This is a genomic window from Rhizobium sp. RCC_161_2 (assembly GCF_041355235.1).
Lineage (GTDB): Bacteria > Pseudomonadota > Alphaproteobacteria > Rhizobiales > Rhizobiaceae > Rhizobium.
In genome coordinates, this window is record NZ_JBFUPL010000008.1 from 204,786 (window position 1) to 231,781 (window position 26,996).

The 26,996-nt window shown below is 62.0% G+C and carries 27 protein-coding genes; 9 read left to right on the plus strand and 18 right to left on the minus strand.

Features of this window, described 5'->3' with window-relative positions; translation table 11 throughout:
- Genes glcF through AB6803_RS21140 form a run of 3 tightly spaced genes read right to left on the minus strand, consistent with a single transcriptional unit; the run spans position 1 to position 3,972 of the window.
- Positions 1–1,320 (minus strand): glycolate oxidase subunit GlcF, encoded by a 1,320-nt coding sequence (glcF, locus tag AB6803_RS21130; protein WP_371110728.1) that lies wholly within the window; start codon positions 1,318–1,320, stop codon positions 1–3.
- Positions 1,321–1,336: 16 nt separating this feature from the next.
- Positions 1,337–2,536 carry an FAD-binding protein gene (locus tag AB6803_RS21135; RefSeq protein WP_371110729.1) on the minus strand — a complete coding sequence of 400 codons (1,200 nt, stop codon included), beginning with the start codon at positions 2,534–2,536 and terminating at the stop codon, positions 1,337–1,339.
- Positions 2,533–3,972 (minus strand): FAD-binding oxidoreductase, encoded by a 1,440-nt coding sequence (locus AB6803_RS21140; protein WP_371110730.1) that lies wholly within the window; start codon positions 3,970–3,972, stop codon positions 2,533–2,535. The genes AB6803_RS21135 and AB6803_RS21140 overlap by 4 nt, the downstream gene beginning before the upstream one ends.
- Positions 3,973–4,095: 123 nt before the next feature.
- Here AB6803_RS21140 and AB6803_RS21145 point away from each other — a divergent pair, with 123 nt between their 5' ends.
- Positions 4,096–4,992 (plus strand): LysR family transcriptional regulator, encoded by an 897-nt coding sequence (locus AB6803_RS21145; protein ID WP_174163406.1) that lies wholly within the window; start codon positions 4,096–4,098, stop codon positions 4,990–4,992.
- 7 nt (positions 4,993–4,999) lie between these two features.
- Here AB6803_RS21145 and AB6803_RS21150 read toward each other — a convergent pair whose 3' ends face one another.
- Both AB6803_RS21150 and AB6803_RS21155 read right to left on the minus strand, forming a co-directional pair.
- Positions 5,000–6,163, minus strand: a complete 1,164-nt coding sequence (locus tag AB6803_RS21150) for an adenosylhomocysteinase (RefSeq protein ID WP_371110848.1) — start codon at positions 6,161–6,163, stop codon at positions 5,000–5,002.
- 138 nt (positions 6,164–6,301) lie between these two features.
- On the minus strand, positions 6,302–7,210 hold the full coding sequence (locus tag AB6803_RS21155) for a LysR substrate-binding domain-containing protein (protein WP_371110731.1): 909 nt from the start codon (positions 7,208–7,210) through the stop codon (positions 6,302–6,304).
- 264 nt (positions 7,211–7,474) lie between these two features.
- Here AB6803_RS21155 and AB6803_RS21160 point away from each other — a divergent pair, with 264 nt between their 5' ends.
- The 3 genes from AB6803_RS21160 (at position 7,475) to AB6803_RS21170 (ending at position 10,361) form a co-directional block, all read left to right on the plus strand.
- Positions 7,475–7,972: an NUDIX hydrolase gene (locus AB6803_RS21160; RefSeq protein WP_371110732.1), complete on the plus strand. Its 498-nt coding sequence runs from the start codon at positions 7,475–7,477 to the stop codon at positions 7,970–7,972.
- Between the two features lie 102 nt (positions 7,973–8,074).
- Positions 8,075–9,613 carry an inorganic phosphate transporter gene (locus AB6803_RS21165; protein ID WP_371110733.1) on the plus strand — a complete coding sequence of 513 codons (1,539 nt, stop codon included), beginning with the start codon at positions 8,075–8,077 and terminating at the stop codon, positions 9,611–9,613.
- Positions 9,614–9,623: 10 nt separating this feature from the next.
- Positions 9,624–10,361 (plus strand): 16S rRNA (uracil(1498)-N(3))-methyltransferase, encoded by a 738-nt coding sequence (locus tag AB6803_RS21170; RefSeq protein ID WP_371110734.1) that lies wholly within the window; start codon positions 9,624–9,626, stop codon positions 10,359–10,361.
- A 77-nt stretch (positions 10,362–10,438) separates the two neighbouring features.
- On the opposite strand, the gene AB6803_RS21175 is transcribed toward AB6803_RS21170, so the two are convergent.
- Together AB6803_RS21175 and AB6803_RS21180 are read right to left on the minus strand one after the other, a co-directional pair.
- Positions 10,439–10,831: a GFA family protein gene (locus AB6803_RS21175; RefSeq protein WP_371110735.1), complete on the minus strand. Its 393-nt coding sequence runs from the start codon at positions 10,829–10,831 to the stop codon at positions 10,439–10,441.
- A 137-nt stretch (positions 10,832–10,968) separates the two neighbouring features.
- A complete protein-coding gene (locus AB6803_RS21180) occupies positions 10,969–11,580 on the minus strand; it encodes a LysE family translocator (RefSeq protein ID WP_371110736.1) in 612 nt (203 codons plus the stop codon).
- A 243-nt stretch (positions 11,581–11,823) separates the two neighbouring features.
- Here AB6803_RS21180 and AB6803_RS21185 point away from each other — a divergent pair, with 243 nt between their 5' ends.
- The 3 genes from AB6803_RS21185 (at position 11,824) to AB6803_RS21195 (ending at position 14,450) form a co-directional block, all read left to right on the plus strand.
- Positions 11,824–13,197 (plus strand): glutamate--cysteine ligase, encoded by a 1,374-nt coding sequence (locus AB6803_RS21185; protein ID WP_371110737.1) that lies wholly within the window; start codon positions 11,824–11,826, stop codon positions 13,195–13,197.
- A gap of 129 nt (positions 13,198–13,326) precedes the next feature.
- On the plus strand, positions 13,327–14,196 hold the full coding sequence (locus AB6803_RS21190) for a DUF937 domain-containing protein (protein WP_371110738.1): 870 nt from the start codon (positions 13,327–13,329) through the stop codon (positions 14,194–14,196).
- A 2-nt stretch (positions 14,197–14,198) separates the two neighbouring features.
- Entirely contained in the window at positions 14,199–14,450 is a 252-nt protein-coding gene (locus AB6803_RS21195; protein WP_371110739.1) for a hypothetical protein, read from the plus strand.
- Positions 14,451–14,459: 9 nt separating this feature from the next.
- Here AB6803_RS21195 and AB6803_RS21200 read toward each other — a convergent pair whose 3' ends face one another.
- From AB6803_RS21200 to AB6803_RS21210, 3 genes are all read right to left on the minus strand, one after another.
- Complete coding sequence (locus AB6803_RS21200; protein WP_371110740.1) at positions 14,460–16,070, minus strand: ABC-F family ATP-binding cassette domain-containing protein; 1,611 nt, start codon at positions 16,068–16,070, stop codon at positions 14,460–14,462.
- A gap of 125 nt (positions 16,071–16,195) precedes the next feature.
- A complete protein-coding gene (locus tag AB6803_RS21205) occupies positions 16,196–16,378 on the minus strand; it encodes a hypothetical protein (RefSeq protein ID WP_371110741.1) in 183 nt (60 codons plus the stop codon).
- A 112-nt stretch (positions 16,379–16,490) separates the two neighbouring features.
- Entirely contained in the window at positions 16,491–16,790 is a 300-nt protein-coding gene (locus tag AB6803_RS21210; protein ID WP_371110742.1) for a DUF1127 domain-containing protein, read from the minus strand.
- Positions 16,791–16,986: 196 nt separating this feature from the next.
- On the opposite strand from AB6803_RS21210, the gene AB6803_RS21215 reads away from it, so the two are divergent.
- The gene (locus tag AB6803_RS21215; RefSeq protein WP_007699948.1) at positions 16,987–17,940 is read left to right on the plus strand and encodes a LysR substrate-binding domain-containing protein; all 954 of its coding nucleotides are present in this window, start codon (positions 16,987–16,989) and stop codon (positions 17,938–17,940) included.
- Between the two features lie 24 nt (positions 17,941–17,964).
- Here the strand turns inward: AB6803_RS21215 and AB6803_RS21220 are convergent, their stop codons facing one another.
- The 5 genes from AB6803_RS21220 to AB6803_RS21240 all read right to left on the minus strand — a co-directional run bounded on the left by AB6803_RS21220 (position 17,965) and on the right by AB6803_RS21240 (position 22,453).
- Positions 17,965–18,612: a TetR family transcriptional regulator gene (locus tag AB6803_RS21220; RefSeq protein WP_371110743.1), complete on the minus strand. Its 648-nt coding sequence runs from the start codon at positions 18,610–18,612 to the stop codon at positions 17,965–17,967.
- 192 nt (positions 18,613–18,804) lie between these two features.
- Positions 18,805–19,242, minus strand: coding sequence for an MAPEG family protein (locus AB6803_RS21225; protein ID WP_371110744.1), 438 nt, complete (start codon positions 19,240–19,242; stop codon positions 18,805–18,807).
- 43 nt (positions 19,243–19,285) lie between these two features.
- Positions 19,286–19,876: a hypothetical protein gene (locus AB6803_RS21230; protein ID WP_371110745.1), complete on the minus strand. Its 591-nt coding sequence runs from the start codon at positions 19,874–19,876 to the stop codon at positions 19,286–19,288.
- A 3-nt stretch (positions 19,877–19,879) separates the two neighbouring features.
- Entirely contained in the window at positions 19,880–21,364 is a 1,485-nt protein-coding gene (guaB, locus tag AB6803_RS21235) for an IMP dehydrogenase (RefSeq protein ID WP_007699958.1), read from the minus strand.
- A 216-nt stretch (positions 21,365–21,580) separates the two neighbouring features.
- Positions 21,581–22,453, minus strand: coding sequence for an MBL fold metallo-hydrolase (locus AB6803_RS21240; RefSeq protein ID WP_371110746.1), 873 nt, complete (start codon positions 22,451–22,453; stop codon positions 21,581–21,583).
- Positions 22,454–22,799: 346 nt separating this feature from the next.
- Between AB6803_RS21240 and AB6803_RS21245 the strand changes: the two genes are divergently transcribed.
- Positions 22,800–24,221, plus strand: a complete 1,422-nt coding sequence (locus tag AB6803_RS21245) for an MFS transporter (RefSeq protein WP_371110747.1) — start codon at positions 22,800–22,802, stop codon at positions 24,219–24,221.
- Between the two features lie 31 nt (positions 24,222–24,252).
- On the opposite strand, the gene AB6803_RS21250 is transcribed toward AB6803_RS21245, so the two are convergent.
- The 3 genes from AB6803_RS21250 to AB6803_RS21260 all read right to left on the minus strand — a co-directional run bounded on the left by AB6803_RS21250 (position 24,253) and on the right by AB6803_RS21260 (position 26,996).
- Positions 24,253–24,636 (minus strand): VOC family protein, encoded by a 384-nt coding sequence (locus AB6803_RS21250; RefSeq protein ID WP_371110748.1) that lies wholly within the window; start codon positions 24,634–24,636, stop codon positions 24,253–24,255.
- 63 nt (positions 24,637–24,699) lie between these two features.
- Positions 24,700–25,419 (minus strand): RlmE family RNA methyltransferase, encoded by a 720-nt coding sequence (locus AB6803_RS21255; RefSeq protein ID WP_007699969.1) that lies wholly within the window; start codon positions 25,417–25,419, stop codon positions 24,700–24,702.
- Entirely contained in the window at positions 25,416–26,996 is a 1,581-nt protein-coding gene (locus AB6803_RS21260; RefSeq protein WP_371110749.1) for a Ppx/GppA phosphatase family protein, read from the minus strand. The genes AB6803_RS21255 and AB6803_RS21260 overlap by 4 nt, the downstream gene beginning before the upstream one ends.

A 26,996-nucleotide genomic window follows, 5' to 3' on the forward strand; every position in this document is an offset into this window, starting at 1 on the left:
TTAGGCGGCGGCCGGCTCCAGACCCTTCAGTTTCGCTGGCATCTCGCCGCCATAGGCCCAGTCCAGCAATTCGACCGTATGCAGGATCGGTATGCCCGTTCCCGTCGCGATCTGGGTGATGCAGCCGATATTGCCGGTGGCGATGATATCGGCTTTCGTGGCCTCGAGGTTCCTGACCTTGCGCGCCTTCAACTCGGCGGAGATTTCCGACTGCATGATGTTGTAGGTGCCGGCCGAGCCGCAGCAGAGATGCCCTTCCGCCGGCTCGCGCACGGTGAAGCCAGCCGTCTTCAACAGCAGTTTCGGCGCCATGATGATCTTTTGGCCATGCTGCATCGAGCAGGCGGAATGATAGGCGACGGTGATGCCGCGCGGCATGTGCGACGGCAGGTCGAGGCTCGCGAGATATTCGGTAATGTCCTTGGCAAGCGCCGAGATTTTTGCGGCCTTGTCGGCATAGGCCGGATCGAGACGCAGCATGTGACCATAATCCTTGATCGTCGTGCCGCAGCCGGACGCCGTAATGATGATAGCGTCGAGCCCTCCCGCTTCGACCTCGCGCATCCAGACATCGACATTGGCGCGGGCACTGGCCAGCGCCTGTTCCTCGCGGCCCATATGATGCACCAGCGAGCCGCAGCAGCTCTCGCCCTGCGGCACCACCACTTCGACGCCGAAGCGGGTCAGCAGCCGGATGGTTGCCTCGTTGATGGCAGGATCGAGCACCGGCTGGGCGCAACCCGTCAGGATTGCCACCCGCCCGCGTCGTTCCGCTTGCGGCTCATGCCGGCCGGGCTTGGCAAAAGGCGACGGCGACGGGATGGTGCGGGGCGCGAGATCGAGCATCGCGGCGAAGGGTTTCAGGGCCGGAATGCGTCTCATCAGAGCCTTGAACGGCCGGGCCAGGCGCGCGAGGTTGAGCGCGAGACGGAAACGGCCGGGATAGGGCAGAACCGCCGCCAGCATGTTGCGCGTGAGCCGGTCGAGCAAGGGCCGCTTGTAGGTTTCCTCGATATGGGCGCGGGCGTGGTCGATCAGATGCATGTAGTCGACGCCGGAGGGACAGGTGGTGACACAGGCAAGGCAGGACAGACAGCGGTCAATATGCGTCACCACCTCTTCATCCGCCGCCCGGTCATTTTCCAGCATATCCTTGATCAGATAGATGCGGCCGCGCGGACTATCGAGCTCGTTGCCAAGTGTCACATAGGTCGGACAGGTGGCGGTGCAGAAGCCGCAATGCACGCATTTGCGCAGGATCGCCTCGGATTCGGCCACATGCGGATCGGCAAGCTGGGCAAGGGTGAAATTGGTTTGCATCAGGCAGCTTTTCCCATCACGCCATCTTCCCCGGATTAAAGATCCCGACCGGATCGAATTTTTCCTTCATACGCGCCGACAACAGCGCCACGGCATCCGGTTGCGGTTGGAAAGCCGATGTCGTCGCGCGGGCGGCAGGCGTGGCGCGAAGCAAGGTCGCATGGCCGCCGCCGAGGGCGTGGATATAGCGGCGGACGAGATCACCTTCCGGCTCCGATTCCATCCGCATCCAGACAAGCCCACCCTGCCAGTCGTAATAGGCATCGACGCCGGCATCGAGACGAAGGGCTGCGACGAGCTGATGGCCGATGCTGGGGGCGACGGAAACGCGCCAAACAGGCCGCATCGTGCCGTCCGCATAGGGCTTCACATCGCGGATCTCGCGCCAGAGCCTGCGGCTGTCCGCCTCGGCGAGCCGCGTCACCGAGCCGAGACGGCCCATGGCGGCGGCCAGTTTTTCGGCCCTGACCGAGACCGAACCGGCGAGACCCTCAATGCGCAACACGGTCGCCTCGCCTTGCGGCAGGTTGCCGTCCAGAAAGGTCCAGCGGACGGTCAGAGGCAGATGCGCGGCGCCCGATATGTCGAGCGGCAGCGCCATGACCGCCGCCATCGCATTTGCCGCCTCGGCATCGTTGAGGGCGGAAACGACGATCGTCTCCTCAGTCTTCGGTCGCGGCGGAACGCGGAAGGTCACCTCGGTCAAAAGACCGAGCGTGCCGTGCGAACCGGCCATCAGCTTGACCAGATCGAGACCGGTGACGTTCTTCATCACCCGCCCGCCGGCCTTAACGATCTCACCCTTGCCATTGACGAAGCGGACACCGAGCAGGCTGTCGCGCGCGGCACCGCTGATGAAACGGCGAGGACCGGAGACATTGGCGGCAAAGACGCCGCCGATCGTCGGCTCGCCCCCGGTCGCCAGCAATGGCCGATGATCCATCGGCTCGAAGGCCATCATCTGGCCGCTCTCGGCAAGCGCCGCCTCGACGTTGGCAACGGGCGTTCCCGCCCGCACGGTCATTACCATCTCGCCGGGATTATAGGCGACGATGCCGGTCAGTCCCTGCGAACATAATATCGCGTCAGTGGCGACAGCATTGCCGAAGCCGGAGCGCGTGTTGCCGCCGACGATCGCCAGGGCTGCGCTGCGGGTCGCATGGTCGCGGATAATGGCTGCCGCCTCGTCTTCCGTCTTCGGCAGAAAATCGCTCATTCTGTGTTACGTCCGTCCAGCGGGAAGACCTTGGAGGGGTTCAGGATCCAGCCGGGATCGAAGGCGGCGCGCACCGACATCATCTGGGCGAGATCGACCTCCGCATATTGGTGCCGCATCAGATCGCGCTTCTCGATACCAACGCCATGTTCGCCCGTAAGGCAGCCGCCGGCATCAACACAGAGCCGGAGGATATCGTTGCCCGCCGCTTCGGCCTTGGCGGCATCCTCAGGGTCGTTGGCGTTGAACAGGATCAGCGGATGCATGTTGCCATCGCCGGCATGGAAGACATTGGCAACGCGCAGGCCGTAATGGTCGACGATCTCGGTGGTCTTCTGCAGAACATAGGAGAGCTGGCTGAGCGGCACGGTGCCATCCATGCAAATATAGTCGGCGATGCGGCCGGTGGCGCCGAACGCAGATTTGCGGCCTTTCCAGATCAGCGCCGCCTCGGTTGCCGACTGGCATTCGCGCACGGTCTTGACCTTGTGAGCGCGGGCGATATCGACGATGCTTTTCAGCATGTCGTCCATCTCGGCTTCCGAGCCCTCGACCTCGACAATCAGCAGCGCGCCGACATCGAGCGGATAGCCGGCATGGGCGAAGGCTTCGCAGATCTCGATCGCCTGCTTGTCCATGAATTCGATGGCGACGGGGACGATGCCGGCGGCGATGACATCGGCGACGCAGGCACCCGCCTGCTCTGAGGTATCGAAACCGAACAACACAGGCCGCGCGCCTTCCGGCTTGGCGATCAGCCGCACCGTTGCTTCCGTTACGATGCCGAGCTGCCCCTCCGAGCCGCAGACAAGACCGAGCAGGTCATAGCCCGCCGCATCCAGTGCTTTACCGCCGAGGTCGATCACCGTGCCGTCGGTCAGCACCAGCTTGACACCGAGCAGATTGTTGGTGGTTACACCGTATTTCAGGCAATGTGCGCCGCCGGAATTCATGCCTATATTGCCGCCGATGGTGCAGGCAAGCTGCGAACTCGGATCGGGCGCATAGAAGAAACCGTCTGCCGAGACGTTTTCGGAAATATTCAGATTGGTGACGCCGGCCTGAACCGTCGCCGTGCGATTGGCGAAATCGACCTCGAGAATGCGGTTCATCTTGGAAAGGCCGAGCACGACGGCATCTTCCTGCGGAATGGCACCGCCGGAAAGCGAGGTGCCAGCCCCACGCGGCACGACGGGAATGCCGTAGCGGTGACAGTATTTCATCACGGCGGCAACCTCCGCCGTCGAGCGCGGCAAGGCGACGGCGAGCGGCATGCGGCGATAGGAAACGAAAGCATCCGTCTCGAAGGGCATCAACTCGCGCGGCTCGTGGATCAGGCATTCAGGAGCAAGAAGATCGGCAAGATCGGCCACGATCTCGCTGCGGCGGGCCAGGACATCCGCACGCGGCGCCAGAAATGAAATGGCCTCGGCCATGGCGTTCTCCTCCTGCATCCAAAACGGGATACAGCCTCTTTCTAACGCCATATCACGGTTATCACTTTCCCGAAATCGGCGCAAATGATAAGCATTTATGCCAAAACAGGAACAAGTTATACCATGACCAACCTCGGGGATCTCGAAATCTTCGCCAGCGTCGTTGCGACGGGCAGCATGTCGCTGGCTGGACGTGCACTCGGCTTCTCGCCGGCGGTCATTTCCAAGCGCATCAAGCGGCTGGAGGACAGGCTCGGCACGCGGCTCCTGCAGCGCACGACCCGGCAGATTTCGCTGACGGAGGCAGGCCAGGGTTTCTACGACCGGGTGCTTGCCATCCTCGCGGGACTGGAGGAGGCCGAAGCCTACATCGGCGGCCGCTCAGCGCAGATGCAGGGCACGCTGAAGATTTCCGCCCCCACCTCCTTCGGCCGCTTGCATATCGCCCCGCATCTGAAGACCTTCATGCAGGCGCATCCGGACCTGGCGATCAATCTCATCCTGACCGACGAGTTCACCGATATTGTCGGCGGTGGCTACGATCTTGCCATCCGCATTGCCGAGCTCACCGATTCCAGCCTCGTTGCCCGGCGCCTGGCGCCGGTGCGTCGCCTGCTCTGCGCCTCGCCAGCCTATGTCGCCACCCATGGCATGCCCGAGAATATCGACGACCTGCGCCGCCACATATGCCTGCCGGCGCACAATCACGATCCGTGGCGGCTGGATGGGCCGAAGGGCGCGCTCACCTTCCGGCCGGAGGGCATGCTGATTACCAATTCCAGCGAGGTGATCCGCGAAGCCGTCATTGCCGGCCTCGGCATCGCGCTGCGCTCTACCTGGGATATCGGCCCCGAATTGAAGGATGGCCGCCTGGTACAGGTGCTGCCCGCCTATGAGGGCTCGCACAACGTCACGCTCTCGGCCGTCTACCCCAGCCGCCAGTTCCTGCCGGCGAAGGTTCGGGTCTTCATCGATTTCCTGGCGGAACTTTATGGGCCGGTGCCCTATTGGGAGCGATAGGGTTCCGCTACCGCGCCAAGTCGAGAAAGGCCGACGCCACCATGGCGTCGATGTCGGCCGGCACGGGGATGACGCAGGCTTCCTTGCCAAGCCCACCTTTCGCGACCCGCTCCAGGCAGCGGGCTTGTAGCGCAAAGCCGAGATCCATGGATTCGACAGTATTGCCTAGAGGACGCGGGCCGGCGAGGTTGGCCATGTGGCCGGCACCGAGGATGTGGAAAGCGCGTCCGTCCCGCATGCGGATGGTCTCAATATGCTCTGCCTCGTAGCGATCGACGCCGGCGACATCCGGACTGCTGCGGAAGGCTTCAACATCGATCTCATGCGGGAAATGGCCGCCATTCATCAGGATCGCGCCGTCCTTGATCAGCGATAAATCGGTTGCGGTTATGATCGCGGGATAGCCCGTGACGGTGATCAGGATATCGGCGGAGCGGATCGCCTCGTCACGCAGCGGCGTGACAAAGCCATCGAGATGCGCCTCGAGTGTCGTCACCGGGTCAATATCGACCACGCTAACGGTGGAAAAGGCGTTGCGGAAGCAGGCGGCCGTTCCCTTGCCGCATGCGCCGTAGCCGAAGACGGTGACACGCTTGCCATTGGTCGAACGGTTGGTGAAGCGCAGATAGCTCTCGAACAGGCTCTGACCAACGCCATGCTTGTTTTCGGCGAATTGCTTGATCGGGCTGTCATTGATGACGAGTATCGGCATGGCCAGCTTGTCACGTATCGGCAGCAGTCGCGTGCGGCCCGATGTCGTTTCCTCGGTGCCACCCAGCAGGTTTGCATAGGGGCGCTCAGCGGCGCGCGCAAAAAGATCACCGCCATTGTCGAGCAGCAGGTCTGGTTTCTCCGCCAGGATGGCATCGAGGCTGGCCCCATGCTCGTCCGCGTCTGTGGTCCGGGTGGCGAAGACGGTGACGCCCTGCGCACGGAGATAGTCTACGGTTTCCGGCTGGGTGCTGTTGAGATTACCGGTGCAGACGAGGTTGGCGCCGCCGGCGCGCAATGTCATCAACAACGCCACCGTCTTTGGCTCGAGATGAATGCCGGTGCCGATCGTCAGGCCGGCAAAGGGTTGAGTCTCACGGAATTCCGCTGCCGTGGCCGCAAGCAGCCGGCAGCTCCGGCCAACCCAATCGATACGGGAAAGAGAGGAAGGCTGGTCCATCATGCACTCCTGGCAATGGTCTATCGTGCCGCGATTTTTCACGGAGAATGGCGCGGTGTCGATGGACATTGGAATGAACGATAGGGCAGAAAATCTGCCATGCTCGTTTGCCGGTATTCTTAGGGCTTGCCGAGACCGTCAGACACGGGCCGCGCCTGCCCGCACCAGCCATTCCGCCAATCCCACAAGCGCCGCATCTTTCGCATCGCCGCTGCGGACGCTGAGGCTGTATCCCGCCGGTCTGCGGATGAAACCATACGGTGCCGTCAGTGTGCCGCGTTCGATGTCCTCGCCGACGGCCGTGCGTGGGGCGATGGCAACGCCAACACCGGAGCGGGCGGCGCCGATCGCCAGAAGCAGGTCTTCGAACTCACGATTTCGGGCAAAGCGGATGGGTGTCCGGCCGCTTTCGGCAAACCAATCGTCCCAAAGACTCGGCGCGGAACGGCTGGTCAGGGCGACAGCGCCGGCAAGAGCCTCCGCGCCAGCGACAAGGCCGAGGCGTATCGCAAGGTCGGGCGTCGCGACCGGGCCGAATTCGTCTTCCATGAAACGAATGGCAGTGATGTTCGGCGCCGGCCGATATTCGCCGCCCATGATCACCGCGTCGAGATCAGGATGGCGCACCAGCGGCTCGACGGTCGTCATGGGAATGATGTCCATATCAATATCGGGAAGCGCCGCCTGCAGATCGGCGACACGCGGCATCAGCCACCAGATGGCAAAGGCGGAAGGGACGCCAAGACGAATAGCGCGTCGATCATCCACCGTGAGCGCGCTCGAAGCCCGCGTCAGAATGCCGAAAGCGATGCCGACGGCATCGGCAAAGGCCCTGCCCTTCTCCGTCAGCACCAGTCGCCGGCCATCGCGCCGGAACAAAGCAACGCCGAAATGGCTCTCCAAGATGGCAAGCTGCTGACGCACGGCGCCGCGCACAACACCGAGTTCGTCCGCCGCCTGCAATATGCTGCCGCGACGAGCAACGGCATCGAAGGCGCGCAGCGCGTTCAGCGGCGGAAGACGTTGCGGCGGGGAGCGTTCGGGCATAGCGAAGATTTATCTTGTTTTCCAGTATGATAGGAAGAGCGGCCGAGCAATTGCGCCATCTGCGGCATGTAAACGGTAGCCCATGTCGCTTACAGCACAATCACTGGCGAATATCAGAGGCCGAATCGGCACATTTTTTGCTACGGAACACTCAATAAAGATGTGAAGAAATACCATATGAGTTCATATGGAATGCACAATTTTTCCACACAATGCTAATGTATATCCGATTCTCAACTCAAGCTCTTTATGGTGACCCGACTCTTGGCCATTCTCACCCGTCTCGCAAATGATGTGCAGCTCATGTTTCGGCGCCCGCCGCGACAGCAATATGCCGCGCTCTGCTATCGGGTGAAGAAGAAGACGGGCGAGCTGGAAGTGCTGTTGCTGACCAGCCGCGACACCGGCCGATGGGTTATTCCCAAGGGCTGGCCGATGCCGGGCAAGCTCTCGCATGAGGTGGCAGCGCGCGAGGCCTACGAAGAGGCGGGCGTGCATGGGACGGTGGAAACCGACCCGCTTGGCGCATTCAACTACGACAAGGTTCTGAAGGATGGCATCCAGGTGCCGTGCCGGGTTCAGGTCTATGCGCTTGAGGTCAGCAATCTGGCCAAGAACTTCAAGGAAAAGGGCGAGCGCTCGATCGAGTGGGCGTCCTGCGATGACGCCGCCAAGCGGGTCCGCGAGCCGGAGCTGCGTGATATCATCCTCACCTTCCAGGAGCGGATGAAGGCGACGCCTGCCATAGCGCAGTCAAAGTAAACTGCTAGATATTTCCAACAAATAAGTTGTGCTGGAGCGATCCCGGGCATTGCCCGGCTCGCCGTCCAGCGTAAAACTGTGTGTTTAGATTCAGAGTACGGCATGCCCGACGACCGACCAGCAACATTGACAAAACGGACGCTAGACAAGGACCTCGACAAACTCACCTATGTCGAGGATGCGGCCAATCATGTCACAAAACGGCTGATCGCTCCCGGCCTTGGCCTGGTTTTTCTCGGCCTCGCCATGTTCTTTGCCGGCATCTACGTGCTGGACCGGCCCGGCGCGACGCTGGTCATCGCCGCCGCCGCCCTTGCCGGCTACATGGCCATGAACATCGGCGCCAAGGATGTCGCCAACAATGTCGGCGCGGCGGTCGGCGCGCGCGCCATCACCATGACGCAGGCCCTGGTCATGGCAGCCATCTTCGAAATTCTCGGCGCCACGATCGCCGGCGGCCCCGTCATCAAGACCATTTCGACCCACATCATCGATACCGACCGGATCATCAGCAGCGGCAAGCTTGCCTGGCTGATGATGGCGGCGCTGCTGTCGGCCGCGCTCTGGATCAACTTCGCCACCTGGCTGAAAGCGCCGGTCTCGACCACCCATACCATCGTCGGGGCGGTCGTCGGGGCGGGCGCCGCCGCCGTCGGGCCGCAAATGGTCAATTGGCATGTGCTGGCGGCAATCTCCGTCGGCTGGGTGGTAACCCCATTTCTCGGTGGCACGATCGCCGCCAGCATGCTGTTTTTCATCAAGACCTTCATCATCTACCGCGACGACAAGATCGCGGCGGCCAAATACTGGATTCCGATTCTCATCGGCCTGATGGCCGGCGCCTTCACTGCCTATCTTGTCTTGCAGCTCGCGCCCAAGGGTACGGTTGCCGGCCCCCTCATCCTGGCGATCGGCATCGGCGTTGGCCTGATAACGTGGTTCGGTGCAAGACCGTTCGTGGCGGCGCAGTCCGCCGGGCTCGAAAACAAGAACAGCGCGCTGCGCAAGCTCTTCCGCCTACCGCTGATCTGCTCGGCGGCGCTCATGTCGTTTGCGCATGGGGCCAATGACGTTGCAAACGCCATCGGTCCGCTGGCCGCAATTGTTCGCAGCGTAAGCCTGGGCGGCGGTCTCAGCGTCGTGGCTGGCGCCGCCGGCCAGACCGCGCCCTATTGGGTGGTGCTGATCGGCGGCTGTGGCATCTCCGTGGGGATCCTGCTTTACGGTCCGCGCCTGATCCGCCTGATCGGCGAGCAGATCACCAAGCTCAACCCGATGCGCGCCTATTGCGTGGCGCTGTCGGCGGCGCTGACCGTTATCGTTGCCGCCTGGTTCGGCTTCCCCGTCAGCTCTACCCATATCGCCGTCGGCTCGGTCTTCGGCGTCGGCTTCTTCCGCGAATGGTACACCAGCCACTCAAAGCGACGGCTGGCTTATATGAGGATGAAGGCCGAAAGCGCCGGGATCACCGGTAGCGAGCCCGCGGAAGCCCACATTCACAATCCCGACGAGATCCATCGCCGGCGCCTTGTGCGCCGCTCGCATTTCATGACCATCATCGCCGCCTGGACCATCACCGTGCCGGTTTCGGCCCTGCTTGCAGCCACGGTATATTGGGCTATGGTCGCGCTCTTCATTTAAAGGGTTACCCATGCGCGCCAATTTCCGCATGCAACGGCTGTTCGTGGTTTCGGATATCAGGGCAAATGCCGCCATCGAGGCCGATCAGGAGCAATTCAACTATCTCGCCAATGTGCTTCGCATGGAGGATGGTGCGGAGTTGCTGATCTTCAACGGCCGCGACGGCGAATGGAAAGCCAGCCTCTCCTTTCCCTCGCGCAAGCGCATCCTGATGACGCCGGTTGAGGAGACACGGCCGCAGCCCGCCCCTTCCGATCTTCATTATCTCTTCGCGCCGCTGAAGGTCGGACGGCTCGATTACCTTGTGCAGAAGGCGGTGGAGATGGGTGCTGGCCTTTTACAGCCGGTCATGACCCAGCACGTACAAGGCAAGATCACCAATCTCGACAAGGTCAGGGCCAATGTGATCGAGGCGGCCGAGCAATGCGGCATTCTCGGTATTCCCGAGGTGGCCGAGCCGGTGAAGCTTGCCGATCTGCTCGAGCGCTGGCCGAGGGAACGCCGCATCATCTATTGCGACGAGGGCGACGCCGGACAAAACCCGCTGCCGCTTCTGGCGAAGATCGAGGAGAAGCATCTGGCGCTGCTGGTAGGCCCCGAGGGTGGTTTCTCGGAAGAAGAGCGCGCGCTGCTGCGCAGCCTCGATTTCGTCACCGCCATTCCCTTGGGCCCGCGGATATTGCGCGCCGACACGGCGGCGGTAGCGGCAATGGCCGTGATCCAGGCGGCGATCGGCGACTGGAACTAGGACCTATTATTTTGAAGCCAACTGTCATTCGCGGCCTCCGACAAGAGGCTGCGATGAGCGGCTGGCGCGGGTGCGACCTACTCCTCGGAGCGGCTCGTGGCGTCACGATCGCGCTCGTATCGCCTCATGAGCGGAAACGGCGGCAGCCAGGACTCGCGACGAACGGTCCAGAGTTCGTAGGTCGGCCTCAGTTGATCGGGGGCATCCAGCGACCCCAGGTTCACTTCGATTTCGTCCGCGCTGCGCCCGAAAACAGGCGATCCACAGCGGGGGCAGAAAAACCGCCCGGCGTAATCACGCGTTTCGCCTTCGACCGTCACCGCATCCTGAGGAAATATCGCGGAAGCGTGAAAAAGCGCCCCATGATGCTTGCGGCAGTCGAGGCAATGGCAAAGGCCGACCCGGTATGGCAGGCTGGACACCACGAATCGGACATTGCCGCACAGGCAGCCGCCGGTGAACCGGTCCATGCTGCGTCTCCTCTCACATCAAGCGATTGGAATGGTTATAACGAACAGCGCCTTCATTGCAATTCTCAGCCGGCTGCGGCGGCGCTTCGCTCTTTTATAGCGGATAAGGCTTCACATCATAAACAAGCCCGCCTATGTCAGCCCGCCACGGCAAATGCCGTGGCTACGACCAGCAGGACAGCCAGGGAGATGTTCACCGCCCGCGAAATCGCCGGATGCTGAAGAAAGCGCGAGAGCGCGGCGCCGACAAGAAGCCATATCACATGGATGGCAACGATCATTCCCGTCAGCAGCGCGATCTTGACCATCGCGTCGAGCAGTCGCCGATCCTGAAACAGGCTGACGCCGGCGAAGACGGCCGCGATCGCCAGATAGGCTTTCGGATTGGCGACCGCCAAGAGGAAGCCACCGGAAAATGCAGGAGCGGCAACCTGATCATCACGGCGCGCCAATGGTGGTGCCGTTGCGATCTTGACGGCGAGATAGAGGATATAGGCTGCCGAAACTGCTGTCAGCACGAGCGCGCCACGCGGCACGGACAGCAGAAACGCGACGACGCCGGTCGCCACGGCCAGGAGGACCGCAACCGTGCCGACGATGAGGCCGGACACGTAGCCAAGCGACCGTCGGAAACCATAGGCCGCCCCCACCGCCGTTGCGCTGATCGTCGACGGGCCGGGACTGCCCATGATCACCAGCGACGCCAGGAGCAGCGTCAAGACGGGATAAGGGCCTATTTCATCGAACATAGATATGCTCCGCTCTTTGACTGTCGAAGCAAAACTATCCACGGGAATGGCCAAGCGTCTTGAACGCTTGTGCAAGTGCGCCGCCGAATGGCGCTATTGCGAGGCGCTTTTCAGACACAAGATCCTATTTTTTTGAACGGCTCTTGAAAGAAATTCACTTGCACCGTACGTCAATCCGCTGCAATCACCCTTCCAACCGGCCCGTCTCTTGCGCGGGCTTCTTTCCGAGATCAAGGTAATACCATGGCGCGCGATACTACCGACCAGACTCCGCTCTCCTCGGTCTCGGACATGACGGCCTATCTGGCCGCCGGCAACAAGCCGAAGGAGCAGTTCCGCATCGGCACGGAACACGAGAAATTCGTGTTCTTCCGCGCCGACAACAGTCCCGTGCCCTATGCCGGCGACGCCAGCATTTCCGCGCTCTTGAAGGGCTTGCAGGCGAAGTCCGGCTGGGATCCGATCCTGGACCGTGACAACATCATCGGACTCGCTGAACCCACAGGCATGGGCGCCATCTCGATCGAGCCTGGCGGCCAGTTCGAACTCTCAGGCGCGCCGCTCGAAACCATTCACCAGACCTGCAAGGAATCGAACCAGCATCTGGCGACCGTGCGCGAAATCGCCGAGCCAATGGGCATCCGTTTCCTCGGCATCGGCGGCAGTCCGAAATGGACGCTGGCCGAGACGCCGCGCATGCCGAAATCGCGTTACGACATCATGAGCCGCTACATGCCGAAGGTCGGCACTGAAGGCCTCGACATGATGTACCGCACCTGCACGATCCAGGTGAACCTCGACTTCTCCTCGGAAGAAGACATGCGCCGCAAGATGCGCGTGTCGATGAAGCTGCAATCGCTGGCGACGGCGCTGTTTGCCTCCTCACCCTTCACCGAGGGCAAGCCGAACGGCCTTTCCTCCTGGCGCGGCGAGATTTGGCGCGATACCGACAACCAGCGCGGCGGCCTGCTCGACTTCACCTTCCGCGACGATTTCGGCTTCCACGACTATGTCGAATGGGCGCTCGACGTTCCCATGTATTTCGTCGTTCGCGACGGTCGCTATCATGACTGCACCCACGTCACCTTCCGCCAGTTCATGAACGGCGCGTTGAAGGGCGAGATCGCCGAATGGGAACCGACCATGGGCGACTGGACCAACCATCTCTCCACGCTGTTCCCCGACGTGCGTCTCAAGCGCTTCCTGGAAATGCGCGGTGCCGACGGCGGCCCGTGGCGGCGCATCTGTGCCCTGCCGGCCTTCTGGGTCGGCCTGCTCTACGACGACGCGGCCCTTGCCGCGGCGGATGAGCTGACCAAGGACTGGACCTTCGAAGAGGTCAGTACGCTACGCGATGTCGTGCCGGTGCAGGGCCTGAAGGCCGCGATCAAGGGTCACGGCCTGTTCGACGTGGCGCGCGAGGTCATCGGCATTTCCCGCAGCGGTCTGAAGAGCCGCGCGCGGCTGAACGGCGACGGCCAAGATGAAAGTGTGTTCCTCGCCCCCCTCGAGGAGGTGCTCGCCAAGAAGGGCACGCTCTCCGACGACCTGCTGATGCTCTATCACGGCCGCTGGAACCAATCGGTCGAACCGGTCTTCGAGGAATATCAATACTGAGGGCCGGCCGCAGTTCTGCGGTGGCAGGCCGATAGAAACCGGTATGCGCCCTCTTTTTTCCCGCTATACTATCTGAATCAAGCGCCGCCTGATTCAGAAGCGGCCTCATTGCGGGGGAAAGGAACTTCGATGCTGCCACTCTTCGACATGATGATGCAGGCACAGAACGGCGCAGCCACCGAGGCGATGGCCAAGCAGTTCAACCTCGCGCAGGAGCAGGCGACCAAGGCCATGGCGGCGCTGATGCCCGCCTTTTCCTCCGGCTTCAAGCGCAGCGCGACCGACCCCTATAATTTCATGGGCGTGATGCAGGACATCACCTCCGGCAATTATGCCAAATATTTTGAGGACATGAGCAAGGCCTTCACGCCGCAAGGCATTGCCGACGGCAACAATGTGCTGGGGCGCCTGTTCGGCTCCAAAGAGGTGTCGCGTGCCGTGGCCGCGCAAGCCGCGCAGATGACCGGCATCGGCCAGGACATCTACAAGCGCATGCTGCCTGTCATGGCCGACACGCTGATGGGTGGTCTGTTCAAGGAAACCAGCGGCCAGATGCCCCAGATGGCCAATCCCTTCCTCAACACGGCGATGGGCGAGATGATGCAGAACTGGCTGCAGAGCATCGGCTTTGCGCCAAAGCAGCAGCCGACGCCGCAGGCGAGCATCTTCGACAATCCCTTCACCCAGGCGATGGAACTGATGTTTGGCGCGCAGCCCACCGAACACAAGAAGCCTGATGCCGCCTCCAATCCGTTCCTCGACAATCCCTTCGCCAAGGCCTTTCAGGATATGATGCGCAACGTCTCGGCAGCCCCGGAGCCGCCGAAGGAAGAACCTAAAGCCAAACCCGCCGCCCCCGGCGTCGACATGGCCGCCTATACCGAGATGTTCAATGCCATGTTCGACAGCGGCCTGGAAGTGCAGAAGAACTACCAGAAGAATATGGAGGCGATCTTCGACAGCTATACCAAGGCGGAAGGTAAGCCCGCGCCAAAATAGGCATGAAGACCGACTGCGCTGTCATGCGCCGTCTCGCGGTGGAAGAAATGATCACGAAGTCTTTTCTGCAACGCAACCTTTGTTGGAGAAAAACGGAGGATGCGGAATTCATCTATTCGGCTATCGATCCATGTGAAGGGGCGCTGGTTATTCGATTGAACGACTTTCCCGCAGAACCATTGTATACGCTTTTATGTGGCACGGTGCCGATCGAGAGCTTCGATCATTGGCCTCCTTCGTGGCAAATTGATTGAACGGCCCATTCATTTGTTTGTGTGATCAACGGCCCGCCGCGCAGGCAATTCCAAGCGCCACGAAATCCCAATGCCTTCCAGAAAAACCTCATCATGACTGACCACCAGAAGCGCGCCGTCATAGGCGCGTAACCCCGTCTCGACCGCGGCGATCGAATCAATGTCGAGATGATTGGTCGGTTCGTCGAGGATCAGCAGCGACGGCGGCGTCGGTCCGCCGAGAACGCAAGCCAGGCCGGCGCGCAGCAATTGCCCGCCGCTGAGCGTGGAGACGATCTGAAGTGCTGCATCCGCTCGAAACATGAAGCGAGCAAGGGCGGCGCGGCAGGCGTTCTCATCCGCCTGTGGGTTTATCCGCCGGAAATTGTCTCGGATCGAGAGAGACGGGTCGAGAAGGCTGACCCGTTGATCGAGCATGGAAAACGTGGTCATGACACGCACCGTTCCGGCCCAAGGGTTCAGCGCTCCGGAGATAAGCGCCAGCAATGTTGTCTTGCCCGAACCGTTCGGGCCGGTGACGGCAATCCGCTCAGGCCCCGTGATGTCGAAGGAGAGATCGCGGATGACCGGTTGTTCCGGCCTATAGCCGGCGGTCGCACCGTCGATCTTCAGGACGATCTTGCTGGCCGGCAATCCTGTCGACGGAAGTTTGACGGACAGGGGCTGAAGGATTTCGATGCGGCGGCGGGCTGCGGCGGCATCCTCCAGTGCTTCCGCATGCTGGCGTTCGGCGAGGCGCGCGCTTTCGCCGCTCGTCATCTCGCTCCGCTCCTTCATGCCGCCCAGCAGGATGCGCGGAATGCCGCCCTTTGCGGCCTTCTTCTTGCCGGCGCTGTCCCTTCGCGCCTGCCGCTCCACCGTTGCCTGCGCGGCGCGGGCAACTTCAGTGACACGCTTTTCGGCATCGGCAAGATCATGTTCGGCCGCTGCAAGTTCGAGCGCCTTGCGCTCGCGGTAATGGCTCCAGTTGCCGCCGTAGCGCGTAGCGCTAAGCGAAGTCAGCTCGACGATGGCGTCCACCGTGTCGAGTAATTCCCGGTCATGGTTGACGACGATCGCGCCGCCGCGCCAGCCTGCGAGCAGTGCGATTACGGCTTCCCTGCCCTCACGGTCCAGATTGTTGGTGGGTTCATCCAGGATGAGAAAGTCGGGATCGGTAAAGATCAGCGCGGCAAGGCCGGCGCGCGTTCGCTGCCCGCCCGACAGCGCCGCAAGACTCGTCCGAGGCTCCGCATCGAGACCGGCGCGGTGGAGTGCGGAGGCCACACGCGCTTCCAGCGTCCAGTCCGCCGATACGAGCTCCTCGGCCGTCGCCTCGCCCGCCTCGGCGCGGCGCAGAACGGCCAGCGCTTCTCTGACATGAAAGAGATCGGCGATGGTTTCGTCAGGTTCGACCTGAACGCTCTGGCGGAGCACGCCGAGGCTACCCGCAAAGGATGTAGCCCCGGATTGGGGTTGCAGTTCGCCGGCAATGAGCTGGAGAAGCGTCGTCTTTCCGACGCCGTTGCGTCCGACAAGGCCGGTACGCTCGGCGCCGAAACTCAGATCGAGATTGGAAAAAAGCGGCCGGCCGTCAGGCGTCGACCATGATAGATTGGAAAGTGTGATAGATGCAGGCATGGATATGGAATTCCCCGGTAACAAGGCTGGAAGGCATTGTGATCGGGTTGAAATCCATTGCTGCACACATCCTGCTGGAATGACGGATGCCGATAATTTAAGCGACAACCATTTTCAGTTCAAGCCTACGCCTTGATAGTGTCGTGGAAGCTGAGGACACGGCTCCAGGTCAGATCGGTAGCCTTGGCATCATAGTCGGGCAGGCTGGCGCCGGTATAAGTGCGGCCACCGCCAGGCAGCGTTGTGCTAGTCTCCCGCTTATCAGCTCGGTCGTAACACATGGCAATTTCCGCGAGTATCTTTTTCATCGCCGAAGTTGCTCTTTGAAAAGAAAAAACCCGGTGTCGGCACTGGGGCCGGACACCGGGCAAGCAGCAGGGCTTATTGGCTATCACCCTGCGGGGAAACATATGGCCGGCATCAACGACGGTCGTTGTCGAGGCCGAAGAGGCGCGCGCGGTGGCGCGCCGAATTGCTCAACTGACAGGACGGATCCTCGAAAAAGGTCGAGGTCGTCAGTGCCGACATCAGGTCTTGGCGTGTCAGGCCGATGTCCATCAGCTGGCTGTCGTTCAGCTCGTGCAGGTAGTTGATCTCGCTGCGGTTGCGGAATGTGCGCCAGACCTTTGCCATCTTATCGAAAGCAAGCGTCAGGCGTGCCGTCAGGGGCAGCGACGGCCTTGCGTGGCCGAGATGTAGTGTCCGGTCTGTCGTGCTCATTTCAAGGTCCTTTCCTTCAGGCACGCGCTAGCCGAGCCCCTTCCCGGTGGTGCGGGAAAGGGGTTGGCTGGGAGGAATTCAGCAGGAAGTCTGTCGATTGGTATGCTGATTTGCATTAGGAAGATGCCAAACACCTATTGATCAGTCCAACGAATGTTTCTAATGGTAAGCATCAAACTCTTTTATAGGTGAGATCATGTCCGCGCCGCTTGATAACGATCAGTTGCAGACCTTCATCGCCATCGTGGATTCCGGCAGCTTCACCAAGGCGGCCGACCGGGTGTTCAAGACGCAGTCGGCAGTGTCCATGCAGATGCGCCGGCTGGAAGAGCGCGTCGGCAAGCAGCTTTTCATCAAGGACGGGCGCGGCAACCGGCTGACGGCCGAGGGCGAAAAGCTGCTCAACTATGCCCGCCGCATCATCCGCCTGAACAACGAGGCAATCGCCGCCTTCGACGACAACCGGCTCGAGGGTACGCTGCGCATCGGCACGCCCGACGATTACGCCGACCGCTATATGCCGGAGATCATCGGCCGCTTCGCCAAGACGCATCCGAATGTCGAGCTCTATATCGTCTGCGAGCCCTCCGTCGATCTCGCCGAGCGCATGCATCGGGGCGAGCTCGATATCGCGCTGGTCACCCATAATCCGCGCGAGAGAATGTCGGATGTGGTGCGGACCGAGCCGCTGTGCTGGGTCGGATCCGCCAACCATCCGCTGCGCGACGACGCGCCCATTCCGCTCGCGGTCGGGCGACGCGACTGCCCGTGGCGCCAGCTTGCCTGCTCGGCACTCGATGCCGGCGGCCGCGACTATCAGGTCCTGTTCACAAGCTGGTCCTGCACCGTTGTCGCCTCTGCCGTGCTCGCCGGCATGGCGGTCTCGGTGATGCCGGAATCGGCACTGCGCACCGGCATGAAGGTCCTGACCCAGGCCGACGGCTTCCCGCCGCTGCCGCCGGTGCAGATCGGCATCATGAAGCGGCCAGGCCTTTCGGTGTCGCTGATGAACGCCATCACCGCCCATATCTCCGCCTGCCTCGACAACATCACGCCGGCGGCGATCGACGATGATCTTGATGGCGAGGTGAAGACCTTTCCGCGCGCCTATCCGCGCCTGCGCGCCGGGCATATTCTGCCGGGTTGGTGAGAGTTATAGGCAGTGGCCAAAACCCTACTGCCTACTGCCTCCTTCTGCCGGCTCCGCTAACAACGTCACCCGGATCACCTGCTTCCACTCATTGAGCATGCGGACCGCCAGCTCCTTGTCGCTCATGATGGCGAGGCGGACGGAGGCGCCGATCAGGTGGCTGAAGAGCTGGGTGCGGGCCTGCAGATCGATGGAACTACCGGCCGGGAGGAAGGGTTCGATACCCTCGCGAAAGATCTCGGCGACGCGATTGCTATGCTGGATGTTGAGCTTCAGAAGATCTCCGTCCATTTCCGTTCCAAGCCACACACCCATGTAGGTCGGATCACCGCGGAACTCGCGATAGTACCAGTCGATCGTGCCACAAACGAGATCGACGGCGTGATCGAGCGATGTCACGGTGGCGAAGACTTCCTTCGTCTTCTGCTGCACAAGAACAGCATGGCGGTCGAACAGTGCCGTGACGATCGCCGCCTTTTCGGGAAAGTACTGATAGACGGAACCGATCGGCACGCCGGCCACGGCGGCGAGTTCCGTCATTTTCATGGCGCTGACGCCTTTTTCCGCAATGAGCTGCGCAGCCGCGGCCAGAATGACATCGACGCGCTGGATGCTGCGTTCCTGCTTCGGCTGCTTGCGGAATTCGATGCGGGCTGGTTTTTCCGGGCTCATGCATTTCCCGTTTCATTGTCACGAAAGCGACGCCAAAGACGCAGGCAAGCTATGCTCCAGGCATACTCAATGAATGTAGAGGGGAAAAGTACAATTTCACATGCGAAATGTAATAATGCGTTCCTGCATAGCCGACAAAGGCCGGCGCAGGACGCCAGCCCTTGGACTCGCACAAACGGTACCGCGGGCGACCTAAGCCGGCATGGCCTGCGTAACGGCGAGCCAGACGGCAAGCCACGCCCACATGCCGGCAAGGACGATATAGCCAAGGGCAAAAAGCGGGCTGCGGTAGCGCAGGTTGTTGCTCGTGACATGCACATAGGCGTGGGCATAGCGCGTGGCGACGAAGATCCAGGCGAGGATCACGGCCGGCAGATTATCCGCCTGGGCGATGAACAGGGTGATGCAGCAGGCATGGAAAAGGACGGGGAGTTCAAACTGATTGGCGATGCAGTTGCGCACCACCAGGCTCTCCGCCGGCTCCTCGGCGGCATGGTTCTCGCGAAACTGCGATAGCCGGATCTTACCGGCCTTTACCAGATCGCGGCGGCGCAGGCCCAATAACCCGTAGAGAATATAGACAAGCCCCGCATGGGCCACCATGGGCCACAACATTTCATAACCGGTCACGCCGCCAACTCCTTTACGATTTCAAAGCGGCTGAAGCTACCGCTCAGGACGGCCTGGATCCGCCGGGAGACAGGTAACGAAAAATCGAGAAACGGGCCAGCAGAATGATGGTGATGACAAGCGACAGGAACTTCAGCCGCACGATGATCGGCAGCAGGCTCGACAGCAGCGTCAAGGTATCGTCCGACGGCGTGGCCGGCGGATAGAGCAGCAGGCCCGCGATATTCTCGGCATAATCCATCGCGCCGTAGACGATCGGCAGGCAAAAGATCGCGGTGATGGCCGCTGATGGAATAGATCGGCCGAAGAAGGTTCCGCCCGGTCCGACCAGCCGCAGCAGGCAGAACAGCAGGCCTCCGAGTACCAGCGGGAAGACCAGCTCCGGCCCGAGATACATGGAATGAAGGATATAAGCCGGATCGGGGTGATCCTTGAGGTAGCGCACCATGGCAACGACATCGTCGGCCTCATAGCCGCCGATGCGCGCATCCAGCATCTGCTGGCCCGCCGCCGCATTGCGAAAAGCGGTGACGAAGCCCGCATAGATCCAAGCGAACAGCGCCAGTGATAGGGCCGCAAGGACCGCCGTCAGGCCCTGCAGGGACCTGACATTGCCTTCAGCGCCATTCCGCATCGATCAGCCGCCGGAACCCGGATAGTTCGGGCTTTCGCGGGTGATGGTGACGTCGTGGGCGTGGCTTTCGCGCAGGCCGGCGCCGGAGATGCGCACGAAAGTGGCACGCTCCTGGAAATCCTTGAGATCGGCGCCGCCGACATAGCCCATGGCAGCCTTGAGGCCGCCGGCGAGCTGGTGCAGCACGCCCGAGACCGGCCCCTTGTAAGGCACCTGGCCCTCGATGCCTTCCGGCACCAGCTTCAGTGTGTCGCGCACTTCCGCCTGGAAGTAGCGATCGGCCGAGCCGCGTGCCATGGCGCCGACGGAGCCCATGCCACGGTACGCCTTGAAGGAGCGGCCCTGATAGAGATAGACCTCGCCCGGGCTTTCATCGGTGCCGGCCAGCAGCGAGCCGACCATGGCGGCGGAAGCGCCGGCGGCGATGGCCTTGGCGAGGTCGCCGGAGTACTTGATGCCACCATCGGCGATAACGGGGATGTTCTGATCCTGCGCGGCCTGGACCGCCGACATGATGGCGGCGAGCTGCGGCACGCCGACGCCGGCGACGATGCGGGTCGTGCAGATGGAGCCGGGGCCGATGCCGACCTTGACGGCGTCCGCGCCGGCATCGATCAGCGCCCGCGTGCCGTCATAGGTGGCGACGTTGCCGGCCATGATGCGAACCGAATTAGTGAGCTTCTTGACGCGAGTGACGGCATCGAGGACGCGCTGCGAATGGCCATGGGCGGTATCGACGACCAGGAGGTCGACGCCAGCATCGATCAGGCGTTCGGCACGCTCGAAACCGTCATCACCGACGCTGATGGCGGCGGCGGCGCGAAGGCGGCCCTGCGCATCCTTGGAGGCATTCGGGTTGAGCTGCGACTTTTCGATGTCCTTGACGGTGATGAGACCGATAAGGCGACCTTCGCCGTCGACAACCAGCAGCTTCTCGATGCGATGCGTATGCAGCAGGCGCTTGGCTTCCTGCTGCTGCACGCCATCGGCAACCGTGATCAGGTTTTCGTGGGTCATCAACTCGTGGATCTTCTGCTCCGGATTGGAGGCGAAGCGGACGTCACGGTTGGTGAGGATGCCGACCAGGCGCTGCGACTTCTCGACGACAGGAATGCCGGAAATGCCGTGGGCCTTCATCAGGCCGAGCGCGTCGGCGAGCGTCGCGTCGGGGCCGATCGTTACCGGATTGACCACCATGCCGCTTTCGAACTTCTTGACCTGGCGAACCTCTTCGGCCTGCTGCACAGGGGTCAGATTGCGGTGGATAACACCGAGGCCGCCGGCCTGGGCCATGGCGATGGCAAGACGGCCTTCCGTCACCGTGTCCATGGCGGCTGACATGATCGGCAGGTTGAGCTCGATATCCTGTGCGATGCGGGTGGCGATATTCGTCTGGCCGGGCATGACCTCGGAGTGTCCCGGCTGCAGGAGCACGTCGTCGAAGGTAAGGGCGTCTAACCCGGTTGACGTTTCGATAATGCGAGCCATTGCCAATTCCTTCGTCTTTAAAAAACAGGACAGCTCCGGAACGAATCGTCTACCGGGCGATCTTGCAAGTGTTGCTTGGAAGTTGGCGAGGGCTGGTAACACGTCTATGACAGGAAGGGAATAGTAAAATGCGCCGGATGGCCGCAGGCCAGCCCGGGCGCAAATGCATAGCCGGTCTCAGAACAAGTTTCCCATCATTCCAACGTCACGCTGGCCTCACAGATCGAACTGATAGGTCTTCGGCACATAGCGGAAACCGTCCGGTTGCTTCTCGACAAAGCCGACCGCCGGGAACGGCATGTGGAAGCCCATAAAAGGAATGCGATCCGTGGCGATCATGTCGAAGACGCGGCGGCGGGTCTTGGCGGCCTGCGCCTTGTCGGCATCGAAACGCACTTCCCAATCCGGGCGCCCGAGCGACAGGATATAGTGATTGGCCGTATCGCCGGTCATGACCAGCTGCTTGCCATCCGATTCGAGGTGGAAAACGAGATGGCCGGGCGTGTGGCCCGGAGCAAGCATCGCGGTCATGCCGCTGACGATCTGGTCGCCATCCTTGAGGAAGGTCATCTTCTCGGCAAAGGGCACGACATTGGCAAGCACCGCCTTGTGGCCGCCTTCGGCCGGCGTTCCCTCACGGGCCTTGTCGGTCCAGAACCCATATTCGATCTCGCCGGTGACATAGCGGGCATTCGGGAAAGCCGGGGCCCCCTCCTCCATCATTCCGCTGATATGGTCGCCATGCAGATGCGTCAGGGCAACGACAGTCACCTGTTCCGGCGTATAGCCGACCGCCTTCAGACCTTCGCGAAAACGACCCAAGCCGCGGGCACGGCCGGCGGCACCAAAGCCGGTGTCAACAACGATGACGTCGGAGCCGGTGTCGATGATGGCAGGCGCATAGCTGTTGACGAATTTCTCGGTCGGCAGGAAGTGCTGCGCCAGCAGCTTGCGCACCGCATCCGGCGTCTGGTTCGAACCGAAGGTTTCCCAGGGGTTGTCCATGACGTTTGCGCCATCCTTGACGACGGTGACAGTGCAGGATCCCTGCTTGAACCGATGGGTTTCGGGCGGCAGAACAACACTCATGATCTCATTCTCTCCAATGGTGGCAACGTAAGCCGCGCCTGTCATCGTCATCGGCCGTACCAGGCTGGAACACGATCTTTCACGACCGGTAATTTGGCCATGACATGCAGAGCCAAATCCGCTAATAGACCGAATGACGTTTTATGCGCTTAGCATTTACATGCGCTTAGCATATGTCAAATCTGGTAGCCTATACCGGGCCATACCGGGCATCACGAAGACGTGATCCCCAGTAGGCCACAGGGTAGATTCGGAGATTGGCAGAGGCGGCGCATAGGACTACAGAGCGGTTGTTCGCCCTAGGCGAACCCTTTCCCGAAGACACGAGCCACCAAGGCATCCGCCTATGAATCGCATCGTTCCCCTGATCCTTGCCGTTGCGCTGTTCATGGAACAGATGGATTCCACGGTGATCGCAACCGCGCTGCCGGCGATCGCCAATGATCTCCATGTCGGGCCCATCACGCTGAAGCTGGCGCTGACCTCCTACATGGTGTCGCTGGCGGTGTTCATCCCGATCAGCGGCTGGATGGCGGATCGCTTCGGCGCGAAGAACATTTTTCGCGTTGCCATCTGCGTCTTCGTCATCGGTTCCATCATGTGCGCTTTTTCGGGCGGCCTGCTGGAATTCGTTGCCGCACGCTTCCTGCAGGGCGTCGGCGGTTCGATGATGACGCCGGTCGGGCGTCTGGTGCTGGTGCGAACGACGCAGAAGAGCGATCTGGTTTCCGCGATGGCACTGTTGTCCATTCCAGCCCTTGTCGGCCCGCTCGCCGGCCCGCCGCTCGGCGGCTTCATCACCACTTACGCATCCTGGCACTGGATCTTCCTGATCAACGTCCCCGTCGGCATTCTCGGCATTATCCTGTCGTCGATCTTCCTGCCGGAGGTCGAGGCAACGAGGCCGCCGAAGCTCGATTTCATCGGCTTCCTGCTGACATCCTTCGCGGCAGCCGGTGTCGTCTTCGGCATGTCGGTCATCAGCCTGCCGGCGCTGCCGCCGGCGATCGGCATTTCGGCCGTCACCATCGGCTTCGTTTGCGGTTTCCTCTATATCGGCCATGCTCGCCGCCATCCGGCGCCGATCCTAAACCTGACACTGTTGAAGAACGCCACTTTCCGCGCCTCCGTCACCGGCGGCACGCTGTTTCGCATCTGCATCGGCGCCATGCCGTTCCTGACGCCGCTGATGCTGCAGCTCGGCTTCGGCCTCAATCCGTTCCAGTCAGGCCTAATCACCTTTGCCGGCGCCATCGGCGCGATCTCGACCAAGTTTATCGCGCGCCGCGTCTTTACCGCTGTCGGCTTCAAGACGGCGCTTTTGTCGGCCGCCGCCATCACGACGGTGACAACGATCTGCACCGGGCTGTTCGAGCCCACGACATCGCATCTCATCATCATCGGCGTGCTGCTGGTCGGCGGTTTCTCACGCTCGTTCTTCTTCACCGGTATCAACGCGCTCGCCTTTGCCGATATCAGCGACAAGCAGGCAAGCCAGGCGACATCGATGAGTTCGGTCATGCAGCAGATCAGCCTGGCGCTCGGCGTTGCGGTCGCCGCCATGATCCTCGAAACCTCGACCTTCTTCAGCGGCACGGAGCTGCAGGTGCGCGACTTCCACATCGCCTTCTTCTGCATCTCAATCCTGACCGTGCTTGCCACCATTCCCTTCATCCGCATGGACCGCAATGCCGGCGCTACCGTCTCCGGCCACAAAGCCGGCCTGAAGCGCGCGGCAGCGACGGAACCGCAATCCGTGGTGAAGTAGTTTCTTCTAGATGGCAGGGGAAAGCTGAAGCCTATTCAGGCTTCTCGCAGACGGCGCTGAGCTTGTTGCCGTCGGGATCGCGCACGTAAGCCGCATAGAAATTGGCGTGGAACGACCGCAGGCCAGGCTTGCCCTCATCGGTGCCACCATGAGCAAGGGCGGCCGCGTGAAAAGCATCGACATCGGCGCGGCTTTCCGCATGCAGAGCGACCATCGAGCCGTTGCCGATCGTCGCGGCGTGGTGATCGTAGGGGATCACCACCCAGAACCTGCAACGGACGTCGCCATCGGCGGCATAGCCGATTTCCTCATCCGATTCGCGTTGACGCCGGTAGCCGAGGATAGGCAGAACCGCGTCATAAAATATGCCCGCGCGTGGAATATCGTTGGAACCGAGCGTAACGTAAAGAAGCATGGTGATGATGCGCCGCCTTCAGTATCGAGGGGACTGCATCATCGGCCAAAAGCGACTGCTAAATCAAGCGCTTATTGTGCCGTGCTCGACATTACGTCCCTTAAAGCCTTTTGCCAGCAGGAACATTTCGACCGATTCTGCCCTGGATGCGCCCGGCTTCACATGAACGACCTGGCGAAAATTCTGCTTCAGCAGGTTCAGGAGGTCGCGCTCCGTGCCCCCCTGGAAGGTCTTGGCGAGGAAATGCCCGCCTTCGGCCAGAACCTCGATTGCGAAATGCGCCGCGACCTCGCAGAGATGCATGGTGCGCAAATGATCGGTGCGGTGATGGCCCGTCGTCGGCGCAGCCATATCCGACATTACCAGGTCCGGCTCACCGCCGACGGCATCGACCAGCCGCTGCGGCGCGTCGGGGTCGAGGAAGTCGAGCTGCAGGATGGTGACACCAGGCAGATGCGCCATTTCCAGAAAATCGATGGCCGCGACGCGAATATCGTCTTCCGTCGACCCGGTCACCTTGGCGGCGATCTGCGACCAGCTTCCCGGCGCAGCACCCAGATCGATGATGCGGCGCGCGCCCTTCAGAATCTGGTGCTTCTCGTCGATCTCCAGCAGCTTGAAGGCGGCACGGGCGCGATAGCCTTCAAGCTGGGCGCGCTGCACATAGGGATCGTTGATGTGCCGATGCAGCCACTCCCGCGAGGAGGCCTTCAGCTTCTTTTTCTTGACGCGCTGACCGAGCTTACGGCCCGTGCGATTACCGGCGATGGTTGGCTTGGTCATGCCTGCGGTCCCTTTGTATCCCTCGGTCGATGGCCGCGGCGGGAGCGGCCACGCCGCCAAACGCCGTCATCCGCCATCATATCGGTGAGCAATCCTTCGCGCAGGCCACGATCGGCGACGCGCATGCGCGGGCTCGGCCAGCGGCGGCGGATCGCCTCGAGAATGGCGCAGCCCGCCAATACGAGATCGGCGCGATCCGGTCCGATGCAGGGATTGGCGGCGCGGCCGGCAAAATCCCAGGAGAGCAGCTTGGCCTGCATTGCGGTCACTTCGTCGTCCGACAGCCAGACGCCATCGACCCGGCGGCGGTCGTAGCGCGGTAGGTCGAGATGGACGCCGGCGAGCGTCGTCACCGTGCCCGACGTGCCGATCAGATGGAAATCGGCGCTGTCGCGTGTCGCGCCGTGCACCGGCGGGCAATCGAAGCGTTCGAGCATGCCCTCGACTTCGCGCACCATGGCCTCGAACAATTCCGGCGTGACATCGCGGCCGCCATGACGTTCCGAGAGCGTGACCACGCCGACGGGCAGCGAGGTCCAATGGGTGATATGGTTGGCAAGCCGGCTGGAGCGGTTTTCACCGATCCGGATAATGGCGATTTCCGAGGAGCCGCCGCCGATATCGAAGAGCACGACGGAGCGCGCCTCGGGACCCACCAGCGACGAGCAACCGGAGACGGCAAGCCGCGCCTCGGTCTCGCGATCGATGATTTCGAGCTGCAGTCCGGTTTCTTCGATGACGCGGGCGAGGAAGACCTCACCGTTTTCCGCCGCGCGGCAGGCTTCGGTCGCGATCAGCCGCATGCGGCGGATCTCACGGGTCTTCAGCTTGGCGGCGCAGATGCGCAGGGCCTCGACCGCCCTGTCCATGGCGTCACCCGACAGCCGGCCGCTGGCACCGAGCCCCTCGCCAAGGCGAACGATGCGGGAAAAGGCATCGACGACGCGGAATTGACCGGGACGCGTCGGCTGCGCAATCAACAGGCGGCAATTGTTGGTGCCAAGATCGAGCGCCGCATAGAGATCCATAGGGCGGGAATCGGTATCGGCTTGCTGATGCGGCGCTGAGCCTTCGCGCCGCTGCTGCGGTGGATGCCGATGATCGTTGTGGGCAGGGGGGCGCTCAGCGGCAATGACGGCGGCGGGAGCGACGAGCTGCGCCGTCTTCTCGTGCGCCAGCGGCCGGCCCTGCAGGCCGCGCTTGCTGCGGTGCTTGCGCCTGTTCTTGCCACTCTTGTTCGACGAGGCATGGCCATGCTCGCCGGCGGCGCGCTGGTCCGGCGCAGCGGAGGCCTGTGGCTGCTGTGTCTGGGAGGAATGCTGCGCGCCATCCTGCGCCCCGCCACGAGAACGGCGTCTGCGCTTGCGCTTCTTGGCCGGAAAACCGGCGTCCTGATCTGCTGGGCGTGTTGCCACCGGGCCGGACTTGCCGGTCTGGTTGGCCTCCGCAGACAAAGCGTTCGGACGGGCATTACCGCCACGCTTACGCTTCGCGCGCCGGGAGGATTTACCCTTCCTGCGCTCTGCTACCGACGCCCCGTCTGCCTGCGGCGCTCTGCCGCTGTCGGGGTCACTCAC

Bases quoted from the DNA above. Each gene is read 5' to 3' on its own strand.
- AB6803_RS21190 (WP_371110738.1), top strand. From the start codon at position 13,327: ATGCTGCCACTCTTCGACATGATGATGCAGGCACAGAACGGCGCAGCC.
- AB6803_RS21185 (WP_371110737.1), top strand. From the start codon at position 11,824: ATGGCGCGCGATACTACCGACCAGACTCCGCTCTCCTCGGTCTCGGAC.
- AB6803_RS21135 (WP_371110729.1), bottom strand. From the start codon at position 2,536: ATGAGCGATTTTCTGCCGAAGACGGAAGACGAGGCGGCAGCCATTATC.
- AB6803_RS21140 (WP_371110730.1), bottom strand. From the start codon at position 3,972: ATGGCCGAGGCCATTTCATTTCTGGCGCCGCGTGCGGATGTCCTGGCC.
- AB6803_RS21255 (WP_007699969.1), bottom strand. From the start codon at position 25,419: ATGACCAAGCCAACCATCGCCGGTAATCGCACGGGCCGTAAGCTCGGT.
- AB6803_RS21180 (WP_371110736.1), bottom strand. From the start codon at position 11,580: ATGTTCGATGAAATAGGCCCTTATCCCGTCTTGACGCTGCTCCTGGCG.
- AB6803_RS21240 (WP_371110746.1), bottom strand. From the start codon at position 22,453: ATGAGTGTTGTTCTGCCGCCCGAAACCCATCGGTTCAAGCAGGGATCC.
- AB6803_RS21210 (WP_371110742.1), bottom strand. From the start codon at position 16,790: ATGAGCACGACAGACCGGACACTACATCTCGGCCACGCAAGGCCGTCG.
- AB6803_RS21215 (WP_007699948.1), top strand. From the start codon at position 16,987: ATGTCCGCGCCGCTTGATAACGATCAGTTGCAGACCTTCATCGCCATC.
- AB6803_RS21195 (WP_371110739.1), top strand. From the start codon at position 14,199: ATGAAGACCGACTGCGCTGTCATGCGCCGTCTCGCGGTGGAAGAAATG.
- AB6803_RS21220 (WP_371110743.1), bottom strand. From the start codon at position 18,612: ATGAGCCCGGAAAAACCAGCCCGCATCGAATTCCGCAAGCAGCCGAAG.
- AB6803_RS21150 (WP_371110848.1), bottom strand. From the start codon at position 6,163: ATGGACCAGCCTTCCTCTCTTTCCCGTATCGATTGGGTTGGCCGGAGC.
- glcF (WP_371110728.1), bottom strand. From the start codon at position 1,320: ATGCAAACCAATTTCACCCTTGCCCAGCTTGCCGATCCGCATGTGGCC.
- AB6803_RS21200 (WP_371110740.1), bottom strand. From the start codon at position 16,070: ATGCCTGCATCTATCACACTTTCCAATCTATCATGGTCGACGCCTGAC.
- AB6803_RS21245 (WP_371110747.1), top strand. From the start codon at position 22,800: ATGAATCGCATCGTTCCCCTGATCCTTGCCGTTGCGCTGTTCATGGAA.
- AB6803_RS21165 (WP_371110733.1), top strand. From the start codon at position 8,075: ATGCCCGACGACCGACCAGCAACATTGACAAAACGGACGCTAGACAAG.
- AB6803_RS21230 (WP_371110745.1), bottom strand. From the start codon at position 19,876: ATGCGGAATGGCGCTGAAGGCAATGTCAGGTCCCTGCAGGGCCTGACG.
- AB6803_RS21170 (WP_371110734.1), top strand. From the start codon at position 9,624: ATGCGCGCCAATTTCCGCATGCAACGGCTGTTCGTGGTTTCGGATATC.
- AB6803_RS21175 (WP_371110735.1), bottom strand. From the start codon at position 10,831: ATGGACCGGTTCACCGGCGGCTGCCTGTGCGGCAATGTCCGATTCGTG.
- AB6803_RS21155 (WP_371110731.1), bottom strand. From the start codon at position 7,210: ATGCCCGAACGCTCCCCGCCGCAACGTCTTCCGCCGCTGAACGCGCTG.
- guaB (WP_007699958.1), bottom strand. From the start codon at position 21,364: ATGGCTCGCATTATCGAAACGTCAACCGGGTTAGACGCCCTTACCTTC.
- AB6803_RS21205 (WP_371110741.1), bottom strand. From the start codon at position 16,378: ATGAAAAAGATACTCGCGGAAATTGCCATGTGTTACGACCGAGCTGAT.
- AB6803_RS21250 (WP_371110748.1), bottom strand. From the start codon at position 24,636: ATGCTTCTTTACGTTACGCTCGGTTCCAACGATATTCCACGCGCGGGC.
- AB6803_RS21145 (WP_174163406.1), top strand. From the start codon at position 4,096: ATGACCAACCTCGGGGATCTCGAAATCTTCGCCAGCGTCGTTGCGACG.